Annotated in this window: 17 protein-coding genes; 3 read left to right on the forward strand and 14 right to left on the reverse strand. The window is 43.0% G+C overall.

Going from position 1 to position 23,967, the window contains the following annotated elements:
- Positions 1-48: 48 nt before the first annotated feature.
- Complete coding sequence (locus JMX18_RS08005) at positions 49-657, reverse strand: hemerythrin domain-containing protein (protein WP_227674608.1); 609 nt, start codon at positions 655-657, stop codon at positions 49-51.
- 307 nt (positions 658-964) lie between these two features.
- Between JMX18_RS08005 and JMX18_RS08010 the strand changes: the two genes are divergently transcribed.
- The gene (locus JMX18_RS08010) at positions 965-1,798 is read left to right on the forward strand and encodes a Cof-type HAD-IIB family hydrolase (RefSeq protein ID WP_201586619.1); all 834 of its coding nucleotides are present in this window, start codon (positions 965-967) and stop codon (positions 1,796-1,798) included.
- A 93-nt stretch (positions 1,799-1,891) separates the two neighbouring features.
- Here JMX18_RS08010 and JMX18_RS08015 read toward each other — a convergent pair whose 3' ends face one another.
- The 3 genes from JMX18_RS08015 to JMX18_RS08025 all read right to left on the reverse strand — a co-directional run bounded on the left by JMX18_RS08015 (position 1,892) and on the right by JMX18_RS08025 (position 4,837).
- The gene (locus tag JMX18_RS08015) at positions 1,892-2,506 is read right to left on the reverse strand and encodes a hemerythrin domain-containing protein (protein WP_201586620.1); all 615 of its coding nucleotides are present in this window, start codon (positions 2,504-2,506) and stop codon (positions 1,892-1,894) included.
- A gap of 260 nt (positions 2,507-2,766) precedes the next feature.
- Positions 2,767-4,314 carry an AbgT family transporter gene (locus JMX18_RS08020; RefSeq protein WP_227674700.1) on the reverse strand — a complete coding sequence of 516 codons (1,548 nt, stop codon included), beginning with the start codon at positions 4,312-4,314 and terminating at the stop codon, positions 2,767-2,769.
- Positions 4,315-4,576: 262 nt separating this feature from the next.
- Positions 4,577-4,837 (reverse strand): hypothetical protein, encoded by a 261-nt coding sequence (locus tag JMX18_RS08025; RefSeq protein ID WP_201586622.1) that lies wholly within the window; start codon positions 4,835-4,837, stop codon positions 4,577-4,579.
- A gap of 227 nt (positions 4,838-5,064) precedes the next feature.
- Here JMX18_RS08025 and JMX18_RS08030 point away from each other — a divergent pair, with 227 nt between their 5' ends.
- Positions 5,065-6,174 (forward strand): ABC transporter substrate-binding protein, encoded by a 1,110-nt coding sequence (locus JMX18_RS08030; RefSeq protein WP_227674609.1) that lies wholly within the window; start codon positions 5,065-5,067, stop codon positions 6,172-6,174.
- A 116-nt stretch (positions 6,175-6,290) separates the two neighbouring features.
- Here the strand turns inward: JMX18_RS08030 and JMX18_RS08035 are convergent, their stop codons facing one another.
- The 9 genes from JMX18_RS08035 to JMX18_RS08075 all read right to left on the reverse strand — a co-directional run bounded on the left by JMX18_RS08035 (position 6,291) and on the right by JMX18_RS08075 (position 16,549).
- The gene (locus JMX18_RS08035; RefSeq protein ID WP_201586624.1) at positions 6,291-7,523 is read right to left on the reverse strand and encodes an FUSC family protein; all 1,233 of its coding nucleotides are present in this window, start codon (positions 7,521-7,523) and stop codon (positions 6,291-6,293) included.
- Between the two features lie 449 nt (positions 7,524-7,972).
- Complete coding sequence (locus JMX18_RS08040; protein WP_201586626.1) at positions 7,973-9,046, reverse strand: hypothetical protein; 1,074 nt, start codon at positions 9,044-9,046, stop codon at positions 7,973-7,975.
- A gap of 153 nt (positions 9,047-9,199) precedes the next feature.
- The gene (gene aroB, locus JMX18_RS08045) at positions 9,200-10,309 is read right to left on the reverse strand and encodes a 3-dehydroquinate synthase (protein ID WP_201586628.1); all 1,110 of its coding nucleotides are present in this window, start codon (positions 10,307-10,309) and stop codon (positions 9,200-9,202) included.
- A 45-nt stretch (positions 10,310-10,354) separates the two neighbouring features.
- Positions 10,355-10,915, reverse strand: coding sequence for a shikimate kinase AroK (aroK, locus tag JMX18_RS08050; RefSeq protein ID WP_201586637.1), 561 nt, complete (start codon positions 10,913-10,915; stop codon positions 10,355-10,357).
- A gap of 172 nt (positions 10,916-11,087) precedes the next feature.
- Positions 11,088-13,517: a type IV pilus secretin PilQ gene (gene pilQ, locus JMX18_RS08055; protein ID WP_201586638.1), complete on the reverse strand. Its 2,430-nt coding sequence runs from the start codon at positions 13,515-13,517 to the stop codon at positions 11,088-11,090.
- Positions 13,518-13,543: 26 nt separating this feature from the next.
- Positions 13,544-14,071 carry a pilus assembly protein PilP gene (locus JMX18_RS08060; protein ID WP_201586639.1) on the reverse strand — a complete coding sequence of 176 codons (528 nt, stop codon included), beginning with the start codon at positions 14,069-14,071 and terminating at the stop codon, positions 13,544-13,546.
- Positions 14,071-14,820 carry a type IV pilus inner membrane component PilO gene (pilO, locus tag JMX18_RS08065; protein ID WP_201586640.1) on the reverse strand — a complete coding sequence of 250 codons (750 nt, stop codon included), beginning with the start codon at positions 14,818-14,820 and terminating at the stop codon, positions 14,071-14,073. Before pilO ends, JMX18_RS08060 begins: the two co-directional genes overlap by 1 nt.
- On the reverse strand, positions 14,817-15,494 hold the full coding sequence (locus JMX18_RS08070; RefSeq protein ID WP_201586641.1) for a PilN domain-containing protein: 678 nt from the start codon (positions 15,492-15,494) through the stop codon (positions 14,817-14,819). Before JMX18_RS08070 ends, pilO begins: the two co-directional genes overlap by 4 nt.
- Positions 15,494-16,549: a pilus assembly protein PilM gene (locus JMX18_RS08075; protein WP_201586643.1), complete on the reverse strand. Its 1,056-nt coding sequence runs from the start codon at positions 16,547-16,549 to the stop codon at positions 15,494-15,496. The genes JMX18_RS08070 and JMX18_RS08075 overlap by 1 nt, the downstream gene beginning before the upstream one ends.
- A gap of 190 nt (positions 16,550-16,739) precedes the next feature.
- Between JMX18_RS08075 and JMX18_RS08080 the strand changes: the two genes are divergently transcribed.
- Positions 16,740-19,406, forward strand: a complete 2,667-nt coding sequence (locus tag JMX18_RS08080; protein ID WP_201586651.1) for a penicillin-binding protein 1A — start codon at positions 16,740-16,742, stop codon at positions 19,404-19,406.
- Positions 19,407-19,641: 235 nt separating this feature from the next.
- Here JMX18_RS08080 and rpoC read toward each other — a convergent pair whose 3' ends face one another.
- On the reverse strand, positions 19,642-23,859 hold the full coding sequence (rpoC, locus tag JMX18_RS08085; protein WP_201586652.1) for a DNA-directed RNA polymerase subunit beta': 4,218 nt from the start codon (positions 23,857-23,859) through the stop codon (positions 19,642-19,644).
- Positions 23,860-23,967: the final 108 nt, after the last annotated feature.

A 23,967-nucleotide genomic window follows, 5' to 3' on the forward strand; every position in this document is an offset into this window, starting at 1 on the left:
AAGCTGGGTTAATAGCCCAGCTTACACAAATAGCGCCTTTAACAGTCTCTAACCCTGCCGCAATCCCAGAATAGGAATCACCAAATCCTCTTCATCGGTCAAATGCTGCGAAAGCAAATCGCTACCAGCAACCAAAGTCTGATGTAATTGCTCGGCAAGTGCTTTGTCCTCAACCTCAGCTCTAGCCAGCTTATTATTTTGTGCTTGCAGCTCATCAAGTAGCGCATCTAGGCGTATATGGTCTTGGCTCAATATCTCAAACCCTGCCTTTAACTTTGGGTATCTACCTATAAATTCAGGGAAAAACCCAGCGTCCTCGACACTGTGATGCTGATGCAGTTTGAGCACATGCATATTAATGCGCTTTAGCATCTGCGAGCGATACTCTGCCCAATCGAACTCTTTATTTTGGTAGGCCTCACTAATTTGGGTGAGGATTCGTTGGCGTTTACGTATGTTAGTATGTACCTTTAACCAACCTGAGGTTTTGTAGGCATAATCTGCGCTAAACCATTGCTCAGGAGGTAGTTTTTCGTACAAAAATAGCCAGTCGCGCTCAAGCCGACTATCTGGATGGCGTGGGGATATATCAAATTCAAATAGAGAGTCCTCGGCAATATTCGAAACGGTAGCGTTGTGCTTAGAGTTATTCATCATATAGTCCTAATGTCTCAATTTTTAACGATTATATTATTAGTAATAAATAAGCACTAGCGAAAACTCATAAGTACCAACTATTAGAATTACTAATATATAGCTATCATATATGTAGGCGATAGCTAAGATAAACTAGCTTTGCGTTGCTATTAATCAGTAAAGTATCAGATAGATTTGACCAATCATCTAGATTTACATAACCATGCCTTACACCCTATCAAGACCTACCTTATAATATGAGGTATTGTTAAATCATTAAATATGATAACCCGCTTAAAATTAGTCTCATAAAATTAATAGGATAACCATGTTTACAGAATACAAAGCTAGCGGAGCACTGACAAATACCGCTATACCCGTACCCAAAATTATATTTTTCGACATTGATGATACGCTCAGCCGTAACGGTGTCATTGCTGAGCACAATAAAGCCACCCTTGAGCGCCTTGCTCACGATACCGATATCAAGCTGGTCATCTCAACCGGTCGCTCCAAAGCGATCATACCCGATGACATCTTGGCACTACTGGACGCTGATGTATTGGACGCGATTATCTGTATGAATGGACAATATAGCTTTGATAAAAGCGGTATGATTAGTCACTACCCATTATCAGCTGAGCAGACCACTAACATTGTTAAGTTATGCCAAACCAGTGGACTGATATACAAGTTTGATGGTGCCACGCATATTGCTTGGTCTGGTGAAAATGATCGTCTACGAGTTTTTAATGCTATAACCCCAAACTCTATCGTTGACCCTGATTATTATAAATCAAATGACGTTTATCAATGTTCCGTATTCTTTAATAATCAACAAGAGAAGATGCAGGATGTTGACTTTGCTCAGTATGGTCTCAAACTGGTGCACTGGCATAATACCGGTGCTGATATACTGCCATTAGAGGCGTCAAAAGCACGGGGAATTAAAGATATCTGTCAGCATTATGCTATAGATGTGAGCACTAGTATGGCGTTTGGCGATGGTATGAATGATCTTGAGATGTTTGATTTGGTTGGTTTTGCCGTATCTATGGGCGATGGACAACCGGCTTTAAAAGCGCGGGCAGACTTTATTACCGGTACCATCGAAGAGCACGGTATCCAAGCAGTGCTTGATCAGTTCCATATTAAATCGTAAACAAGCGTAGTTAGTAAAAGGGTAATAAAGGCAACGATAATAAATTACTGATAATAAAGACCAAATAAACAGGCGACATATAAAGTGCTGACTTTAATCTTGACGCAAACCCAAAATAGGAATAACCAGATCCTCTTCATCGCTTAGATGACTTGCCAGCAAATCACTACTGGCAATCAAGGTATGGTGCAAGCGTTCGGCAAGCGCATTATCTTCTACTGTGCTCATAGCAAGTGTGTTATTGAGCGTTTGCAATTCATTGAGTAATGCATCTAAACGCTCATGGTCACGCTCTAATAACTCAAAGCCTGCTTTTAATTGTGGATATTCCTGTATAAAACGAGGAAAGTATCTTTTGTCCTCAATACTATGATGTTGATGTAGTTTAAAAACATGTTCCTCGATACGTGGCAATACTTGCAAGCGATAGTTCGACCAATTTAGTGCGCCCATTTGATACTCGGCGCTCAGCTGCTTCAAAACTTTCTGGCGTTTGCGTATGCCATTATGAGTATTAAGCCAGTTGGCAGTTCTATTGACATATTCAGCATTACGCCAGTGACTGGCAGGCAGTTTTTCATATAGAAACAACCAGTCTAGCTGCAGTCGACTGTCAGGATGACGGGGAGATATTTTCGCTAGCTTTTCATTTGAGGTATTCTGATTATCTTTATTGTGAGTAGCGTTTTTTGTGTCGAAGGTATCCACTTTATCGTCCTCATTTGTAATCGACTGGTTGCCAGCTCTATAAGCTACTTATTAATAATACTAATACAACTCAGTCGATTATATAATATACATATCTAATATATAAAGGCTATAAAAGCAAAAACAAGCTGACTTTAGACACTTGTGCCTTCAATAGAGTGGTCCTTAAATTAGCCCGTTATAAAGACCAACATCAAAAAACCCTTGCCATTAATAGCAAGGGTTTTCTGTTTTTTAAAATAGCTTTTATAATTTAACCATTATTTTGCTGGATAAAAAGTTTCCGCACCTGGACCTACAGGGAGACCAAACACAAATACCCAAATACAGAATAATAGCGTCCAACCAATGAGGAAAGTTATAGAGTAAGGCAACATCATAGCCATCAAAGTCCCTACCCCAGTATCCTTTTTATAACGCATGGCTACCGCCAAAATAAGCCCAAAATAGCTCATCATTGGGGTAATAATATTGGTTGTCGAGTCGCCAATACGATAAGCGGCTTGAATCATTTCAGGAGCATAGCCCGTTAGCATAAGCATCGGCACAAATATCGGTGCGGTCACCGCCCACTGGGCAGAAGCTGAACCTAACATCAAGTTGACCATCGCACAGATAAGGATGAAGCCAACCAGTAGCAAAGGTCCTGTCAGACCTATATCATTTAGGAAGGTCGCTCCTGATACGGCCATGACCGAGCCTAAGTTTGACCAGTTGAAAAAAGCAGTAAACTGGGCAGCAAAGAATACCAGGACAATATAAATACTGAGTGAGCTCATGGCTTGGCTCATGGCATCTACCACGTCTTGATTGTTCTTTATGCTCCCAGTAATCTTGCCGTAAATATAACCCGGTATAGCAAAGAATACAAAAATAAAGACTACAATACCTTTCAAAAATGGCGAGCCAGATACTAGTCCGGTCTCAGCGTTACGCAATATACCCTCAGTAGGCACCACCGTCCAAGCCAGTAGTAAGCAAAATATCAGCATACTGATACCTGCCCACATCAGACCCTTTTTCTCAAGAGACGTTACTTTTTCAATTTGAGTTTCTAATACTGAAGGATCATCAGCATCACTCGGATTGTATTTACCAAGGCTGGGCTCAACGACTTTTTCAGTGATAAGATAACCTAGCCCACTAATCAGGAAGGTACTGGCCACCATAAAATACCAATTGGCCTCTGCCCCAACAGTATAAGCAGGATCGATAATACGCGCCGCTTCTTGGGTAATTCCTGATAATAAAGGGTCTACCGTGCCCAGTAACAAGTTAGCACTATAGCCTGCTGAAACCCCAGCAAATGCAGCAGCGATACCTGCCAGCGGATGCCTCCCAAGTGAGTGGAAGATCACTGCCGCCAGCGGGATCAATACCACGTAGCCAAGCTCAGCGGCGGTATTTGACATAATACCGGCGAACACTATCGTTAGCGTGACTATCTTTGGTGGGGCATTCATTACTAGTCCGCGTAGTGCCGCTGATATCATCCCTGAATACTCAGCGATACCCACCCCTAGTAATGCCACTAATACCGTACCCAGAGGTACAAAACCTGTGAAATTGGTGACTAGGTTTTCGACGATACGAGCAAGTCCTTCACCGTTTAATAAGTTAACCACATAAATAATGCCATCGGCACTACGGCCTGCTGTGCCTTCAGGTCTAGGATCGATAACCGACACGCCAAAATAGGATAATAGAGCCGATAGGAGCAATAAAAATACCGACATCCAGACAAATAGAATTACGGGATGCGGTAATAAATTGCCTAACCATTCCACGCCTCTTAAAAAGCGCTGCATACGAGAGCTTTGCGCTCTGGTTTCAAATTCATTATCTGACGGATTTGGCGGGCTGCCATTGGGAGATTGACTTCCTTGCATAGCTTATGATTTCCATATAAGGTTTGAATGAGATTCATGTTTAATGAAACACGGATGGTTTATAAAAATGTGGGATTGAACCACAGTTCTATCTTAAAAACAAACCTTTTTAGTGGGCTATACAAATTTTTAGGAATACGAGAAAGATACTGTATCAGCACCATTTGACGCCAAGTATCTTTTAACGAGGCCTAGTCAACAAGCGATAAATCCCACTACCCAGCATATAACAGACGACAATCATCACAATAAATACCAACGCCGCTAAGATATAAACAAACCAGGCTGGCAAACGGGTTAACCAACCGATAGTAAAAGCTGCACCCAAGTAAGCTTCAATGGGCCAGTAAATCACCGGTGTAGAAGTACTAGCATTCAGCAGAGCAATTAATCCTCCTAAACCCAAAATAGCGGTTATTATTCCAACAGTTCTATGGTTCATCCTTTAATCCTTTTTTTTAATTAGATAACGCTGTGTTGATACTAGTAGCCTTATCCATAATTACTTTATTGCTGCTACTCGATGAAAACCAAATCAATTCAAGTCGTTACCTATCAAATTACGGTGTACAATAGGTAGCATATTATAATCTTTGACCCTGCACCCATGATACAATTTAGGGGTTATGTCTCAGTCATTCATTTGTTGTTTTATTTAGGAGAGCTATTTTGTCACGTTTATCTTCACAGACTTCTACTCATATTGTCCCTAAAGTCCTGCTATGTGGCGCTATCGGACTTGCGCTTGCCAGTTGTAGTAACTCTGATAATGGCACCAATGCTAACGTCGCTGATAATGATGTGACCCTAAATTTATATAACTGGTCAGAATATATGCCGCAAGAAATTCTTGATGGCTTTAAAAAAGAGACTGGTATCAATGTCAATTACACTACTTTTGATTCTAACGAAGCCATGTACGCCAAACTAAAGTTGTTAGATGATTCCAGCCAATATGATCTTGCCATTCCGTCCACTTATTATGTTGAAAAAATGGCTAAAGAAGGCTTATTACAGGAGCTTGATAAATCAAAGCTGAGCAACTTCAAAAATCTAGACACTTCCTTTACTAATATTAAAGTCGATCCCGAGAATAAATACTCAATCCCCTATATGTGGGGCAGCACAGGTCTGGCTATCAACGGTGATGTCATCGACCCTGCCACTGTAAATAGCTGGAATGATTTATGGCGCCCTGAATACAAAAATCAAGTCATGTTGATGAACGATATGCGCGAAGTATTTGGCATGGCGTTATTAACCCTTGGCTACTCCGGCAACAGCAGTAATCCTGATGAGATTAAAGCCGCCTACGATAAGCTCACCACTCTTATGCCCAATGTTAAAACCTTTAACTCCGATGCGACCCGCATCCCTTATATCGAAGGTGAGACCAATATAGGCATGACCTGGAATGGTGAAGCAGTTATGGCTAATGACGAGGGCTTGACTAGCTTGGTCTATAAATATCCAACCGAGGGCGCGATACTTTGGATGGATAACTTTGTGATACCCAAGAACGCCAAACAAGTAGATGCCGCTCATCAATTTATCGATTATCTGATGCGCCCTGAAAACGCTAAAATTGTTAGTGAAGAGATTGGTTATGCCTCGCCCAATATGGCAGCGCGTGAGCTTATGGATGAGGACGTTCGTAACAATCCAACCATTTATCCTTCTCAAGCAGTGCTTACCAAAGCTGAGTTCCAAGAAGACGTCGGTGATGAAGCGTTACAAGTCTATCAGCAGTACTGGGATATGCTAAAGACTGGCCGCTAGTATCTAACCAATGCTTAAGCCTTTATTATTAATAAATAAAAATTAATAAATAAAAACGCTAGTGGATCTCCACTAGCGTTTTTTTAGTTTTAACCTCTGTGCTTATTAATTCTCTATTAAAGATGCAAATCTGTCTCCCCGCCTCGCTCCTCAATTCGGCGCTGCTCGCGGCGTTGGTAGCGTAGACCGGAGGCGTTATACCACTGCGGACTGGTCTTTTGCAATAAGTCGCTTAAGCGTTGTAGCTGTGATTGCAGCGTTTGAGTTAGCCAAAAATAGCCTTGCCATTCAAAGGCTAGATTTTGCACACTCGGATAGTCTGACACCGTAATACGAGTAATGGGGCGAAAGACTTCATCACTAGGACTACGAAGCACTGCTGCCATATGCTGCATAGCTTGGGTCAACTCGTGCTGATAATGGGTGAGTAAAATATGATTATCTTCATCAATCTCAATACTTGCTAACCGCGGCGCCGCTGACAACAGTAAGTCAATAGTACCAATGATATTGCGATGAGTTCGCTGAATAGTCTCAATGGTCTCTTTTTTGATACCGGATTCACTGATAGTCGCTGCCATGTGGGGGCGTACTGCTAACAGGCGCTTGTTGATCTCTTTTAACTCTTTAACCAATGCTTTGTTGACCGGGATGTCAGGCACTTTATTGGTAGCATAAATGACATTAGTAGAGTCACCGTTTTTAATAGGCTGAAACGTATGATGGGTCAAGGTATCAGCACCGATATGGTCGCCTACTCCTGAATATAAATTGCTACAAGCTTCCAAATTACTGGCTAATAAAAAACGCCACATCAAAGTCGACTTGAGCGGTAATATCAAGGTAGCTCCTACCGCCACACCAGCCCCAATCAGAATATTAAAAGCGCGATATAAGCCATCTTGGCTGACATTGCTTTGGTCAGGGCTTGAGACAATCATTAGCATAGTAATGCCAGTCAGCAAACCAATATAACCTAATTGCTTGACCGCTACATAACCGATGATGCCGCTAATAGTGCCAATCAACAGGCAGTACAACCATAACCAGTTGCCCATATCTTGACTTAACCACAAAAAGCCCAAGCCGACAACCACGCCCAATAGCGTCCCTAAGATACGCTCTTTGGCTTTGGTATAAATAGCTCCTTGATACTGTAACAACCCTAATATCACAAACACCGTAATGGTCGTCCATTCACCGTGCGGTAAATGAGTAAGCGTATTGAGCAACAACGCTACTAATACCGCTACACCCAAACGTATGGCATGTAAAATGTCAGCGTAAAGGTAACGAGCATAAGGTTCAACAAAGGGCGCAATAATACGCTGCCAAAGGGTCAGTTTCACTTAACGGCACTCTTCTCTTTCAGAGGATTAAATAATATAGGTTAAAAAACAACGTCTTCTATCTATTAAAAGATAAAAGACGTTAAAGGTCAAAGGATGCTAACACATAATATAAAAAACACCCTAATTAACAAAGGTTAAAATTACCAAGTATTACACTGCAAGTAGATCTGAGAGGCTTACAGCGGCTTGCCAAGCTGCTCAGTAAGCAGACTATAAATATAATATTGGATAGAAATACAAGCCCCCTCATTCTCAAGCATTTTAATCATGATAGAAAAAAGTAAGCAAATAGTATCGTTTTTGATGAGCAGAATATGCAATAAAAAAATATTAAAGCAAGTGCTTGCGCTTAGATCATGACAGCAATCAGAATATAAAAACCCCATTATATCAATAATATAACGGGGTTTTAGTTACTCTAATTAGCAGTAGTTATTATGAGCATCTTAATTGGTCTTTTCTTCAATTAACTCTTTAATGCTATCATTATTACCTTTATTCGCATTAGTCTCACTATTGCTATTTGAGCCAGCACTATTATTAGCATTAGCGCTATTTTTATTAGCATTCGCACTACTGCCATTGTTACTACTAGGTGGTTTTGGAGCAGCAACAACAGGTGGTTTACTGGCTTCCGCAGCTTTGTCTTCTTTTTTCACAGAGTCAGAAGGTTGGCCCCCTTCAACACCAACCGTGCGCTCTTCATTTACGGACAAAGTCGCAGAAGTATCCGCTGACTGACGGATGCTTTCATTAGTATTAATACTGCTATCACTACCATTTCTCGCAGGTGATTTATCAGTATCGGACTCTGCATTTTCCGCTGCAGGGGTAGTTTCTTGACGTACCGGTACCTCACGCTTAGTAGGCTGCAGCTTAACCGAGCGGGAACGTTTGGTACTCAAATCCTTAAGGGGTTCAGGGCGCTCATAGTTATCAATAATACTAACATAACGGTTAATCTCCTCTGGTATTACCCTGACGTCAGATGGCAAGCCAAAATCCACTAATTTTGCTGCTCCAACCGCCTCTTGAGGACTGCTCATCAGCCCATAAGTGAGCATATAACGCAGCTGATTGTCTTCATCACGGTAGCGGAAATAGGAAAACTTATTACGGTCCTTACGGCCTTCTAAATAGCTGACAATTACGTCGTTTTCAGCTACGTTCATTACCTGTACAGTCCACTTGCCCTTATTCGCCAACAGATAGCGTTTGTCTTTAAATTCATCAGGATAACTACGTAAATCTCGTACCGTATCTTCAAAGTTAATCGGCTGTACGTCAGTATCAAGTTCATGTAACGCCTCGATAGAGAGCGGCTGCTTGAGCTCTTGGACAGTTACATTGGGCGTAGCTATCGGAGCATTTTCTATTTTCGTTCCAATCGCCGGGGTTTGCACAAACATCCACAGTAATGCTGTTATCACCCCAAGTATCAAGGTCATCATCAACCATATTAATGCCTGGCGGCGATAGGACTTGCTAGCTTGGCGAGTCGTTGAAGGTGATACAGCCATGAAGTTTCCTTGATAGAACTATTATGATAAATAGAGCCGTTATGTTAAAAATATAATAATAACAAAGACAGCCTATCGCTTGATAATCACCATTAGTTGAACGGACTATAAGCTCAGGTTTTATTGGTATTAGTAAAGCTACATTATAACGCCTTATTGCACCGGCATGGATAGTACATCCGTTAATAACTGGCTCTCAAAGTCATCTGTTAATGCCGCCTCTCCTAATGATTTTAACAAAATTAGCCGAATTTGTCCGCCTTTGACCTTTTTATCATGACCCATTAAATTCAAAGCAATAGCAGGATCGATAGGCGGCGGAGTCACTGGCAGATTAGCAAGTTTTAGTATGTGCTTAATGCGAGCTACCTCTTCTATAGTCAGCCAGCCCATGCGCTGTGATAGCTCGGCGGCCTGTACCATGCCGGCCGCGACCGCTTCACCATGCAGCCAATTACCATAGCCTTCGTGGGTCTCAATCACATGACCAAAAGTGTGACCAAAATTGAGCAAGGCACGGACGCCCGCCTCCCTTTCATCTTGGGCTACCACCTCTGCTTTATACTCACAGCAACGCTTGACAGCTTCACCGAGTACAGCCAAATCAAGCGCCATCATCGCCGGCAAATTTTCTTCAAGCCAACTCAAAAACTCCGCATCCATAATCAGCGCATACTTGATAACTTCAGCTAAGCCTGCTGATAGCTCACGCGGCGCTAAAGTCTGTAAAGTACTCATATCTGCAAGCACCATTTGTGGCTGCCAAAAGGCACCAATCATATTTTTGCCCTGCGGATGATTGATACCGGTTTTGCCGCCTACACTAGAATCTACTTGGGATAACAAAGTGGTTGGGATTTGAATAAAGTTAACTCCGCGCATAAAACTTGCCGCTGCAAAGCCCGTCATGTCTCCAATAACGCCGCCACCAAGCGCAATTAAAGTAACATCACGATTGAAATGCTGTGCCATTAATACGTCATAAATCTGATTAATACTGGACTGGTTTTTATATTGCTCACCATCCGGCAGAATACAAGTCGCTACTGTGAACTGTGCCTCCAGCTCTGCTTGTAAAGGCTGCAAATATAAAGGAGCAACCGTATCATTAGTCACAATCAATACTTGCTGACCACTAATATAAGGGGTAATCTGAGTCGCCATACTGCTGTTATCAGCGCTACTTTTTTCAGTAATGACTATAGGGTAGTCATGACTTTGGGCATGTACTATTAAACTATCATGAAACAACGACCTTACCATAAAACATTCCTATCCAATGATACCATTAATATTGAGCCAGCTAAATTATGATGATTGTTGGTCAATGTCTACAGCTTCAGGCAACAAAAAAGACTCCAGCTTATGTATGAGCTGATTGACCATGTGCCTTGGATAAGTATGACCGGTGGGCATGACAATATGCGCAATTTCCCGATATAAAGGATCGCGAACACTATACAAATCTTGTAATATTTTTCTAGGATTAGGCTGCTGTAATAATGGTCTTGATTTGTCCTTGGCGGTACGTGCCATTTGCACATCAACCGGTGCATTAAGATAAACCACCACACCGCGCTGCTGTAAAAAATCACGATTTTCAGCCGATAAGACGGCACCGCCGCCAGTGGCAAGCACAATTTGCTTACGCTGGGTCAGCTCATCTATGGCTTTGGTCTCGCGTTCACGAAAACCTGCTTCACCTTCCTTGGCGAATATCCAAGCTATATCAGCGCCAGTCTGCGCTTCGATATACCAGTCACTATCCACAAAATCACGGCCTAGCTGTTTGGCCAATAATCGTCCAACCGTGGTCTTCCCCGCTCCCATCGGCCCGATTATAAATACCGACGGCAATTCCTCCAACATAATACTTACTCGGCTAAATTAACTATCATACAACGTCAAGGATATTCTGGCTAGTAACAAGCGGTGATTAATAATCGCAAACCAATCAAAGCATCCTAAAAATTAGACCCTAAAAAAGCAAGCACTGAGGCTTGCTTTTTAGTAGGAAGATAAAAACTTCGGCTAGGGCTCTTTAATCTAAACGGCTCATGCCATTATTAATAAGCTTGGGCGTGACAAAGATCAGTAATTCTTCTTTATTGTTACTGCGCACATCTTTACGGAATGCTCGACCAATATAAGGCAGATCACCTAAGAAAGGCACCTTATCAACGCCATTATTTGAGCGATTTCTAAAGATTCCGCCTAGTACCACCGTCTGTCCATCTTCAACGATGACATTGGTAGAGATAGAATCCTCAGAGATAGCCACCTGATTATTAATAATCATGGGTGTACCATTAGTAATCAATAACTGTAAGCCGATTTTGCCATCTGGGGTAATGTTTGGGGTAGCTTCCAAACTTAGTGCCGCCTCCTTAAAGCTAGTAGAAGTGGCACCACTAGCCGCCGCTTCTTGATAAGGAATTTGCGTACCTGATGAGACTTTCGCAGTCTGCTTGTCCGCTGTCAAAATCTTCGGCGTCGAGATAACTTCACCGCGATTGTCCGCTTGCAGGGCTGATAACTCTAAATCCAGCATAACATCTGACATAGCCAGCAAACCAAAAGCAATACTGCCCGCTGGATTCGCTACGCCTAAGTCCACATTTAAATTGTCTGGACGGCTGATATCATAGGAAGGATAAGATACGGTTTGTCCATTCACCGTAGTAGTCTCTATATCGAAGTCTTTTAGATCCCACAAGGTTTGATCACTACCACCAACTAATAGATTACGATTATTAGCAGCACCATTCGATAATATCCCCCAACGTACGCCAATCTCTTTACTAAAGCTATCGGTCGCGCTGACGATCCGCGCCTCAATCATAACTTGCCGTACTGGAATGTCGATTTTACTGATAAGTCTGCGAATATTCTCGATGCTCTGCGCCACATCTTTTACAATCAAGGTATTAGTACGCTCATCAATAGTCACCGTCCCACGATTGGATAGTAGCGTATTGTTATCTCCAGCTCCATCTAGACGGCTATTTATACCACTACTGCCTCTATTTGATGGCCCACTGCCTTGAGAAATTAAGTTGGAGATATCTTTGGCAATAGCGTAGCTGAGGCGAATATATTCCGTGCGTAGCGGTGCATAAGCTTCAACCGCTTGCTGTGCTTCTAACTCTTGTGCTTCTTGGGTAGCAAGCTCAGTAGCAGGTGCAATTAAGATAACATTGCCATTTTCACGCTTATCGAGATTTTTACTTTTTAGGATAATATCAAGTGCTTGATCCCAAGGTACGTTGATGAGACGCAAAGTGATACTGCCACTTACCGAGTCGCTGGCAACAATATTCATATCGGTAAACTGGGCTAGAATATCCAGAACACTGCGCACCTCTACATCTTGGAACTCCATAGATAAGGGTTCGCCAGTATACACTTTTTCTTCAAGCGTAGGCTCGCGTAGGAGCTTAGGTTTTTCGATGCTGATATTTAGCTGATTGCCTGATTGATAAGCTTGATACTCATAATCATCCGTCATATTAATAGTAATGACACCATTTTGACCTTGATTCCTAGTATCAATGCTGTCAACCAAACCACTATTAACATTGAGACGACGCAGCAGATTTCTGGGTATAGTGCTTCCGGTCATGCGCACTACCAGCTTGTTACCTTGACGTTGTACATCAACTGGAATGGCTTCGCTGACCAAAGCCATACTGATATTGCCGCCGCCATTACCTCCAGCGGTAAAATTAAGTGCCGATAAACCATCATAGCTATACTGTCTACTGACCTGAGAGGCTGCGAGATTGGGATCCAACAATGGATTGACTCGCACTACCATAGTATCAGCAGGGACAGTGGTTTTGATAACCGACGTACGACTAACGCTTGGGGCAACCACGACATTACTAGCTTCTACAATAGGGGTGACCATTGGCGTAGTAATGAGCGTATTGGTATTGCTGATGACATTATTTGTGGTGGTAACTGGGCTAATCGTAGTCGCTGTGACAGCCGTTGGGGTAATAGTAGTCGTTGAAGTAGTAGCCGCTGGCGCTCTTAGCGCCCTACTGCCATCCGTCAGGGTTAATAATAACTCATTGCCATCAATCGCCGTAGTGTAATTACCGCTTTGCTCTAAACCTACAATCAGCCGAGTCGTGCTATCATTACTCAGGGTGGTAACATCCTTAACCATACCGATATTATAATCACTATAGCGACTGGCAAGTCCATTTTGCACCTGCTCAAAATCTAATACCAAGCGGCTGGGAGCATCTAGCTGATAGGCGGTTGGCAACACAGGTTCACCAGTAAACCCTAAGCGTAGCTGCGTGACGGCAGGTGCTGTTTGTACTACCGAGACATTATTGATCCGCGGCTCAGCATAGGCGTTACTACTTATTGCAACCATACTGACTGCCAATGCTGAAATGGCAAAAGTAGAGGAAACTCGGTTACTCATCATCGTTACCTTGTTATTACGTCCTGTCATTACTTATTCCTCAAAAACTTACCAATTTAACTTATGGGAGAAACCAGCGACTGCGGTCTTTCAATAAACCCTGCGCGGCTGTCTGGTACAATTTCAATCAAATTAATCTGGGTGGGAGTGATCTCAACCACGCGTCCATCATTGAGTCCAAGATAATCACCAACGGTTATGCTGGCGACCGAACCATCTGGACGCTGGATCAAAGCATATTGCAGCCCCTCAGGTGAGATAACCATCCCACGGAAGGTTAATTGTGCAAGCTCATACTGCTCGAGTGCATCCTTAGCTCTCGTAATATCTGGGCGTACACCATCTATAGAAGTCTGAGTATTCTGTACATTTACCAAACTGGGAGGTAAAAACGGACTACGTAGCAAGCTAGCACTATAAACAAAGTCTTCTATCAGCTCAGCTTGAGGTGGAGGCTCGATAGGCTGAGCCTGCTCATTACGAATCTCATTCATTGACTGCTCTGCCATTCCAATACGGTCTGAACAACCTGTCGTCAAAGTTGCCATACTAACTATCAATAACGCCGGTAACTGCTTCATCATTAGTTGCTCCCTGCATCATCAATAACGGCATCATCTTCCGATGCTGAGTCTTTCGAGCGATAAGTTTTGGTTTGCAGCACCAAGTTCAGCTCAGGAATAGCCTCTAGCGTTGGTTGTGGGTTACTAACTTCAAAGTCATGCATAGTGATAATACGTGGCAAAGCAGCAAGGCCACTCATAAAGCTGCCGAACTGATGGTATTCACCCAATGCAGCGATACGAATAGGCTGCTCAATGAAGAATTCATTTTCAACTTCAGGCTCTACAGAGATATCTTGGAAACGTATATTACTACCGACACCAGTCATATTAATGCCTTCAACCAACTCAGATACTCGGGTGTCTTTAGGCAGCTGATCTAACAGGGTATTGAATTCTGTTTCCATCTGCGCTACTTGGAGCTTATAAGCTTCCAGATGACGGGCACGTGATTCTTTTTCGCGGTAGCTATCAAGTAAGGTTTGTTGCTCACTTTCAGCGGCATTGATTTGATCAATTTTACTGCTGATGGGCAACGCCCAAGATAAAGCGGCAATAAAAGCGACGATGAATATTAATACCGTAACTTTGACCACTATTGGCCAACTACCATAGTTTTCGCTGTCTAGCGACTGAAAGCTGCTACGAAAATCATTAAAAGTAAACGGTTTTTTTGCGCTAATCACAGCATTAGTAGTGTTTGTTTTTTTAACGACACTTTTTTTGAGGTTGCTTTTATTAAGCAGACTGCTTTTACGGGTAATTTTCATGAGTCACCTCCAGCTTTAGCGGTAACACTAGCCAGCGTAGCTGTCTCATCAACGGTTGGCACGGTATTTTGCGACTGTACTTGAGTAGTGACTACAAACTGTACATAACTATCTTCAGGATAGACGGGGCGTGGTTGCCCATTGACAGTCTGAGTCTCATTTAGATCAGGTGCAGGCTGATAAGCACTGATATTCTGCTGAATATTACGTACTGCTGAGTTGCCCATCCATTGACTGTCATCGAGGTTGCGAATTAGACTTGATACCACATTTGGATTGTCAGCAAGACCCGTTAAGGTTAATAAATCCCCTTCTCGCTTTAAGCTATTTAGATACAGTGCTGGTGGCAGAGCTCTAGCCATGTCGTCCCATAAATGCACTGGTACTGGTCGACGGCCTTGCAAGTCTTGAATAACCTGCATGCGCGAGATAATATCTTCTCGGCGCTGCTCTAAAGTATCGATTTCTACTAAAGCGGCATCTAAGCGACTGTTTTCTTGTTTAATCAGCGCATTGGCATCAAGCTGCTCATCAAGCTCACTATTAAAATAACTCCACGTTGCAAGTGCCGCTAATAGCGCCAACAAAGTAACGGTTGCCACTAACATGATAAATTCTTTGTTACGGCGCAAACGCTCTTCTTGTCGCCACGGTAGTAAATTAATATGAGCCATTAGTCAAAGCTCCTTAGGGCTAAACCACACGCAGCCATTAAGCTCGGTGCATCATTTATTAGCTGCTCGCTATCAATATGGGAGTTGATGGTCATATTAATAAATGGATTGGCAACCGAGACTGGCACATTAAGTTTTTGCTGTACCATGCCAGCAAGCCCTGGAATAGCGCTACTGCCACCAGCGATTACCAAATGGTCGATAGTATTGTATTGGCTAGAAGAGAAATAAAACTGTAGAGAGCGGGTAATTTGTTGCAGGATACTTTCCATAAAGGGCGTCAAAATCTCAGGATAATAATCATCCGGTAGAGTGTTGGTACGCTTATTAATCATGGCCTCTTCAAAGGATAGTCCGTAACGATTTTGGATAGATTCTGTGAGTTGTAGACCACCAAATAGCTGTTCACGGTTATAAACAAACTCACCATTTTTGGCTATATATAAGGTCGTTTGATTGTGGCCGATATCTACCAAAGCCACCAACTCAGGTAAATAAGGCAAGCTATCAACCATTAATTTAAAAGCACGCTCAATGGCATGAGACTCAATGTCTATCACTTTTGCCTTCAACCCCCCAAAAGCTAGCGCATCGATACGTTGTTCGACATTCTCTGAACGTGAGGCGGCCAATAATACCTGCACCATATTATCGCCTACTAAGGAAGGGCCTAGTACTTCAAAATCTAGGTTGACTTCATCTAGTGGATACGGAATATATTGATCGGCATCTAAGCGAATTTGCGCTTCACGTTCAATATCACTAAGTGCCATATCCATATCGATAACTTTAGTAATCACTGATGAACCTGATACTGAAGTTGCCGCCTCATTAGCGCTTATTTGGCAGCGTTTTAGCAAGCGGCCAATAGCTTCTCCCACAGCTTCAGTATCAACAATAAGCTTATCTATCACCACCCCCGGTGATAAACTTTCAATACCATAGGACTTCAGATGAAATAGGCCTTGCTGACGCTGAACGTCAGCTAGCTTCACTGAAGTGGCACAAATATCCACTCCAATAAAATGTTGACTCTTAGAAGGAAATATCTTCACGAACTCTACACCTTACATGGGAGGTTTAGGTTAACATTAATGCAATAATTAGATACAATACTTTACTTTGTAGTAATACTCAAGTATTTAAATAGCTAGACGTGATAAATTACACATTTAGTATGACCCACCTGTTTTGTTCAAGGTATAATGTGCTATTCGTTGCAATTTTTAATCGATAAGTCTTATTATGACCCAGAAAAATACTACCGCTCGTCTTCTTCACTTTTTGGTAGGGCTTGTCATTGCTTGCTTAGCTCTGGCCATCATCCTAGCTTTAGCCGTGCCCATTGGGTTCTATGGCATGGCGATGTATTTATCGCCAACCTTGCCTAGCATTCAAGAGATTAAAACCGCTAATCTAGAAATGCCGCTACAAATTTATAGTCAAGACGATAAGCTTATTGGTCAGTATGGCAATCGTTTGTCGTTACCAGTTACCTTCGATGAGATTCCTGAAGATCTAACTAATGCTTTTTTGGCAGCAGAAGATTCTTCCTTTTTTCAGCATAGCGGTATTAGTATTAAAGGACTTGGTCGGGCAGTCACTGAAGCAGTCACTGACGATGAGGGTCAGACCGGCGGTTCAACCATCACCATGCAGGTAGCAAAAAACTACTTTTTAAGCTCAGAGCGTACTTTAAACCGTAAGCTTACTGAGCTTTTTTTAGCTCGAAAAATGGAAGATGAGCTTAGTAAAGATGAGATTTTGACTTTATATGTCAATAAAATTTATTTGGGTGAAGGCGCATACGGGATACGTGCAGCAGCCAAAAAATATTATAGTAAATCTTTAGAGAATCTCACTATTGCTGAAATGGCTATGCTTGCAGGCCTGCCAAAAGCCCCTTCGAAATATAACCCTGTAGCCAATCCTAGTCGTGCCCTTACTCGTCGCAACTGGATTATTGGGCGCATGCATGAGCTTGGTTATATCGATGCAGCGCAACAGGATGAAGCTATCAATTCGCCTGTTGGTCTCAACTTGTATCAAGAAAAGCTTGATGTAAATATGCCTTATTTGGCAGAAATGACTCGTTATGCTTTGGTCAGTCGCTATGGTGAACAAGTGGTTAATGGGGGTTGGCGTGTACGGCTAACGATCGATAGCCAAGCCCAACAAGATGCAGAAGCTGCGGTACTCAAAGGCTTGATTGCCTATGATCATCGTCACGGTTGGCGCGGTCCCGAAGCAGTTGATGAGCCGGTTGAGAACTTCAGACGTTATAGCAGTATGTATCCTGCTAAAGTAACCAAAGTAAACTCTCGTAGCTTTGAGGCAACTATGCCCTCAGGCGAGAATGTAACGGTTAACTGGTCTGGCATGAGCTGGGCACGTAAGTACATATCCGCCGACCGTTTTGGTCATCTACCAAGTAATGCCTCCCAAGTCGTTAGCGAAAAAGATATTGTGCGTTTAATCAAAACTGATAACGGCAATTGGCAGTTAGCGCAGATACCAGATATTCAAGGTAGCTTAGTCTCCTTAAATCCAGATACAGGCGCTGTTAGAGCACTCGTTGGCGGTTTCGACTTTAATCACAGTAAATTTAATCGTGCTTTACAAGGCTGGCGTCAGCCCGGATCAATTATCAAACCCCTGATATATACTACTGCTCTTGAAAAAGGCTATCGTCCTGACAGTATTGTCTCAGATCGCCCCATTCAAGTTGGAGATTGGAAGCCAAACAACTCTGATGGTCGTTTTTTGGGGGATATTACCTTGCGTCGTGGACTTTATTTGTCGCGCAACTTAGTCTCTATTCGCTTATTACAAGCGATTGGTATCTCTGATTCTCGTGATTTATTAGACCAATTTGGCCTCGATAAAGAAAAGCTTCCAACCACACTGTCATTAGCTTTAGGTACTGGTCAAGCCACTCCTTTACAGATGGCAACCGCCTATGCAACCTTTGCTAATGGTGGGCATCGTATTCAGCCTTACTTTATTGAACAAATTTATAATTATGATAATGATTTATTATTTCAAGCCAACCCGCAACAAGCTTGTGCTCTATGTTTTAACGACCAGCTTGATGAGCTTAATGCGCAACTAATAGCGGATGGTCAGGAAGGCGAAGAAGATAAGGATAGCCCTGACAGCGAACAGCTTACTACCACTGATGCGACAGAGAGCAGTGAGAGCGAAAAAGATAGCGAGCAGGTAAACTCAACTGTGGATTTGAGCGTTTATGATGCTAGTCCAACAGCGGATCGGCTAAAAGCTCCCGTAGTGCAATACCTACCTGCTGCTCAAGCACCCCGTATTTTGAAGCCAAGAGTAGCTTACGAGATGGCTGATATCTTACGCGACGTGATACAACGGGGTACGGGTGTGCGCGCAAAAGCATTGGGCCGCAATGACGTAGGTGGTAAAACAGGGACCACTAACGAAGCAAAAGATGCTTGGTTTGCAGGATTCCATCCTACTAATACTACGGTAGTATGGATGGGTTTTGATCAGCCCTCCACTATGGGTCGCCGTGAGTATGGCGGTGTCGCTGCTCTACCGGTTTGGATAGACTTTATGCGAGCACAATTGAAAAACACTCCCAATCAATGGGTATCGCTAGACAATCGTTCAAAATCTGAAAAGCAGCGTCAGCGTATTATTGAAATGACGGACGCTGGTGTAGTTACCTCTGATGAGGAAAATGGGGCTAATAGCAGCAATACCTCCAAACCTGCTAAACCTAAAGTACAGCAACGTAAAGCACCTGAGCCTGAACCGTCAGTAGAAAATGATGCTAATGAAAGTGGCAGTAATACTACTAACCGCAATAACGGTGGCAGTAGTACTAGACAAAACCAACTACCATTAACCCCTGTAGAACAAATGCCTCCAATGCCAGAATAGTAATGTTTCAATAACTGACTTATTTCATGAATAATTAAATCACTATTAAAAAGGCCCGCTCAATGCTATTGAGCGGGCCTTTTCACTTCAACCTGTTAGCCTTGCTGCAAACGCTAGACTTCGATTAATAGCTTGAAGAAACTCTAAAAAATTATTTTTCCCTAAAATTCAGCAACAAAAAAAAGCCAGCAACAAGGCTGGCTTTTTGATTATGATATCAGAATTATTGAGACAATTAGTTGTCTTGATTAAGCTCTTGTGCAAACGCTTCATCGAAGCTGGCGAAGTCTTTACTATCCGTACTAGCACCCATATCGAACGCTGCATTAAGATCTTTATCTTGCAACTTCTGCTCAGCTTTCTCTTTACGAGCTTTATGATACGCAAGACCCGTACCTGCAGGGATTAAGCGACCAACAACCACGTTTTCTTTCAAGCCGCGCAGCTCATCAACTTTACCCGTTACCGCTGCTGCTGTTAATACTCGAGTAGTCTCTTGGAAAGAGGCAGCTGAGATAAAGCTTTCAGTGGCCAAGCTGGCTTTTGTGATACCTAGCAATTGACGCTCATACTGAATTGGGAATTTATCTTCTTCAATCAGCTTAGCATTAAGGGCTTTGATATCAGCATATTCAACTTGATCGCCTTTAAAGTAGTTTGAATCACCAGCGTCAGTAACTTCAACTTTGCGCAGCATCTGACGAATAATAACTTCAATATGCTTATCGTTGATTTTTACCCCTTGTAAGCGGTAAACGTCCTGTACTTCGTTAACGATATAGTTAGCAAGCGCTGTCTGACCTTTTAGACGCAAAATATCGTGCGGATTCTGCGGTCCATCAGCGATAACTTCACCACGTGCTACCGTTTCGTTTTCAAAGACGTTGATTTGACGCCATTTTGGAATCAGCTCTTCATGCACTTCACCATCTTCATTGGTAATGATAAAGCGGTTCTTACCTTTAGTCTCTTTACCAAAGCTTACTACACCCGTCATCTCAGCCATAATAGCGTGATCTTTCGGACGACGTGCTTCGAATAAGTCAGCAACACGAGGTAGACCACCGGTAATATCTTTAGTACCTGAAGTCGCTTGTGGTACACGGCCTAAAATAGAACCAGCCGCTACTTTTTCGCCATCACTAACGCGAATGATAGTCTCAGCAGGTAAGAAGTAAACCACTTCTTTACCTTCGTCAGTATTCAAGATAATAGCGGGACGTAAGTCTTTTGCTGTACTTGAACGATCACGAGTAGCCAAGATCTCAAACGAGCTCATACCAGTGGCATCATCGACTTTAACTGTCGCAGTCATACCGTCAGTAATATCACTGAAACGTGCCGTACCGGCGAATTCAGTAATAATAGGATGCGTATGCGGATCCCATTTAGCGATAGTCTGGCCGCCTTCAACTTGCTCTTCATTTTTGACCAAAACGCTTGAACCATAAGGTACTTTATAACGCTCACGCTCACGGCCAAGCTCATCAGTTAGAGCAATTTCAGCTGAACGTGACACAATAACTAAGTGCCCATCGGTATGCTGAACCGTTTTCATATTTTCAAAATGTGCTTGACCGGCATTACGTACCGAGATGCTGTTATCTACTGAAGCTGAGCTTGCGGCCCCGCCCACGTGGAAAGTACGCATAGTTAACTGAGTGCCTGGCTCACCGATAGACTGGGCAGCCATAACCCCTACTGACTCACCAATGTTAACTTTGTGACCACGAGCAAGGTCACGACCGTAACACTGTGAACAAACACCATGCGGTACATCACAAGTAATAACCGAGCGCACCCAGATATCATCAATAGCGTTTTCGTCAAGAATATCAACCCAGTGCTCATCGATCAGCGTACCTGCTGGAATCAGAACCTTATCGGCATCATCATTGTAGGTCACGTCACGTGCGGTTACTCGACCAAGAACCAGCTCACCGAGTTTTTCGATGATCTCGCCACCTTGGATATGCGGCGTCATGAGTAAACCTTCTTCAGTACCACAGTCTTCACTAGTGATAACTAAATCTTGCGCTACGTCGACCAATCGACGAGTCAGATAACCAGAGTTAGCGGTTTTCAATGCCGTATCTGCCAGACCTTTACGTGCACCGTGAGTAGAAATAAAGTACTGCAGTACAGTTAGACCTTCACGGAAGTTGGCTTTAATCGGGGTCTCAATAATTGAGCCATCCGGTTTTGCCATCAAACCACGCATACCTGCCAACTGACGAATCTGTGCGGCACTACCACGAGCACCTGAATCGGACATGATAAAGATCGAGTTAAACGACTTCTGCTCTTCTTCTTCACCTTGCGCATTGATTACTTTGTCAGTAGCTAAGTTGTCCATCATCGCTTTGGCGACTTTATCATTGGTACGCGACCAGATGTCGACCACTTTGTTATAACGCTCACCAGCAGTAACAAAACCTTGCTCGAACTGGTCTTCAATTTCACGCACTTCAGCTTCTGCTACGCCAATAATTTGCTTTTTGCTTGGCGGAATAACCATATCATCGATACCGATAGATACCCCTGATAAGGTCGCTTGAGCGAATCCTAAGTACATCAATTGGTCAGCGAACATTACGCTGTCTTTAACACCCATCTTACGGTAGCAAGAGTTGATTAAACGTGAGATGTTTTTCTTAGTCATCTCTTGATTGCACTCATCAAACGCCATACCTTTAGGCATGATGTTCCAGATAAGTAAACGACCAGCAACCGTATCTTTTAGACTGGTTGTTTTAGTTCGATTACCTTCTTCATCAATGTGTGTTTCTGTCACACGAACTTTGATTCTAGCGTTCACATGCAAATCGTTTGAACCAATAGCGCGTAATGCTTCATTGACGGTAGCAAAGATCATGCCCTCGCCTTTAGCATTCACTGATGAGCGACTAATATAATACAGGCCTAAGACCACATCTTGTGACGGTACGATAATCGGATCACCGTTAGCGGGCGATAAGATGTTGTTGGTTGACATCATTAAAGCGCGCGACTCAAGCTGTGCTTCTAAGGTCAATGGCACGTGTACCGCCATTTGGTCACCATCAAAGTCAGCGTTAAATGCGGTACAAACCAGAGGGTGCAGCTGAATCGCCTTACCTTCAATAAGTACTGGCTCAAACGCTTGTAGACCCAAACGGTGCAAAGTCGGCGCACGGTTTAGTAGTACTGGGTGCTCACGAATAACCATCGCTAGCATATCCCACACTTGCGGCTCTTCACGCTCAACCATCTTTTTGGCAGCTTTGATGGTGGTAGCCATACCGTGTGACAGCAGTTTTGAATAAGTGAATGGCTTGAATAGTTCAAGCGCCATTTTCTTCGGCAAACCGCACTGATGCAAACGCAGTGTTGGACCAACCACAATAACCGAACGACCTGAATAGTCGACACGCTTACCTAGTAAGTTCTGACGGAAACGACCTTGCTTACCTTTGATCATGTCTGCCAAAGATTTGAGAGGACGCTTATTACTACCGGTAATCGCACGACCACGGCGGCCATTATCAAGCAGGGCATCAACTGATTCTTGTAGCATACGTTTTTCGTTACGCACAATGATATCAGGGGCGCTGAGCTCAAGCAGACGCTTTAGACGGTTATTACGGTTAATAACGCGGCGGTACAAATCGTTTAGATCTGAAGTCGCAAAACGGCCGCCTTCTAGAGGTACTAGTGGACGCAAGTCTGGTGGCAATACTGGCAAAATGGTCATCACCATCCACTCAGGCTTATTATTAGAATCACGGAAAGCTTCTAATAATTTAAGACGCTTAGACATCTTTTTAAGCTTGGTTTCAGAACCCGTTTGCGGAATCGCTTCACGTAACTCGTCAATCTCGATATCTAAATCGATATCTTTTAACAAGTCTTGAACCGCTTCAGCACCCATTTTGGCGACGAATTCATCACCGAACTCTTCAAGCGCACGATAATAATCTTCATCGTCCAGCAATTGATACTTCTCTAAGCTGGTTAGACCTGGCTCAGTAACGATATAGCTCTCAAAATAAAGGACACGCTCAATGTCACGCAAGGTCATATCGAGTAGCAAACCGATACGGCTTGGTAATGATTTTAAGAACCAAATATGAGCAACAGGACTGGCAAGATCGATATGACCCATACGGTCACGGCGAACTTTAGCGGTAGTGACTTCAACGCCACACTTCTCACAAATAACGCCTTGGAATTTACGACGCTTATATTTACCACATAGACATTCAAAGTCTTTTACCGGGCCAAAGATTTTGGCACAGAATAGACCATCACGCTCAGGCTTAAAAGTACGGTAGTTAATCGTTTCAGGTTTTTTAACTTCACCGTGTGACCATGATTTAATCACATCAGGTGAGGCAAGGGTAATCTGGATACTATCAAATTCCTGATTACCACTTGCGGTAGGGCTTTGCATGATATCGAGTAAATCTTTCAAGTTGCTTCTCCGTTATCTTTATAATCATCTGATAGCGTATTACTGACGCAAATAAGATGAATGAAGGCAATGAATAGGGTTGAGATAAAAGGTTAATAGCAGCCCCAA

This window comes from Psychrobacter jeotgali, assembly GCF_904846315.1.
Lineage (GTDB): Bacteria > Pseudomonadota > Gammaproteobacteria > Pseudomonadales > Moraxellaceae > Psychrobacter > Psychrobacter jeotgali.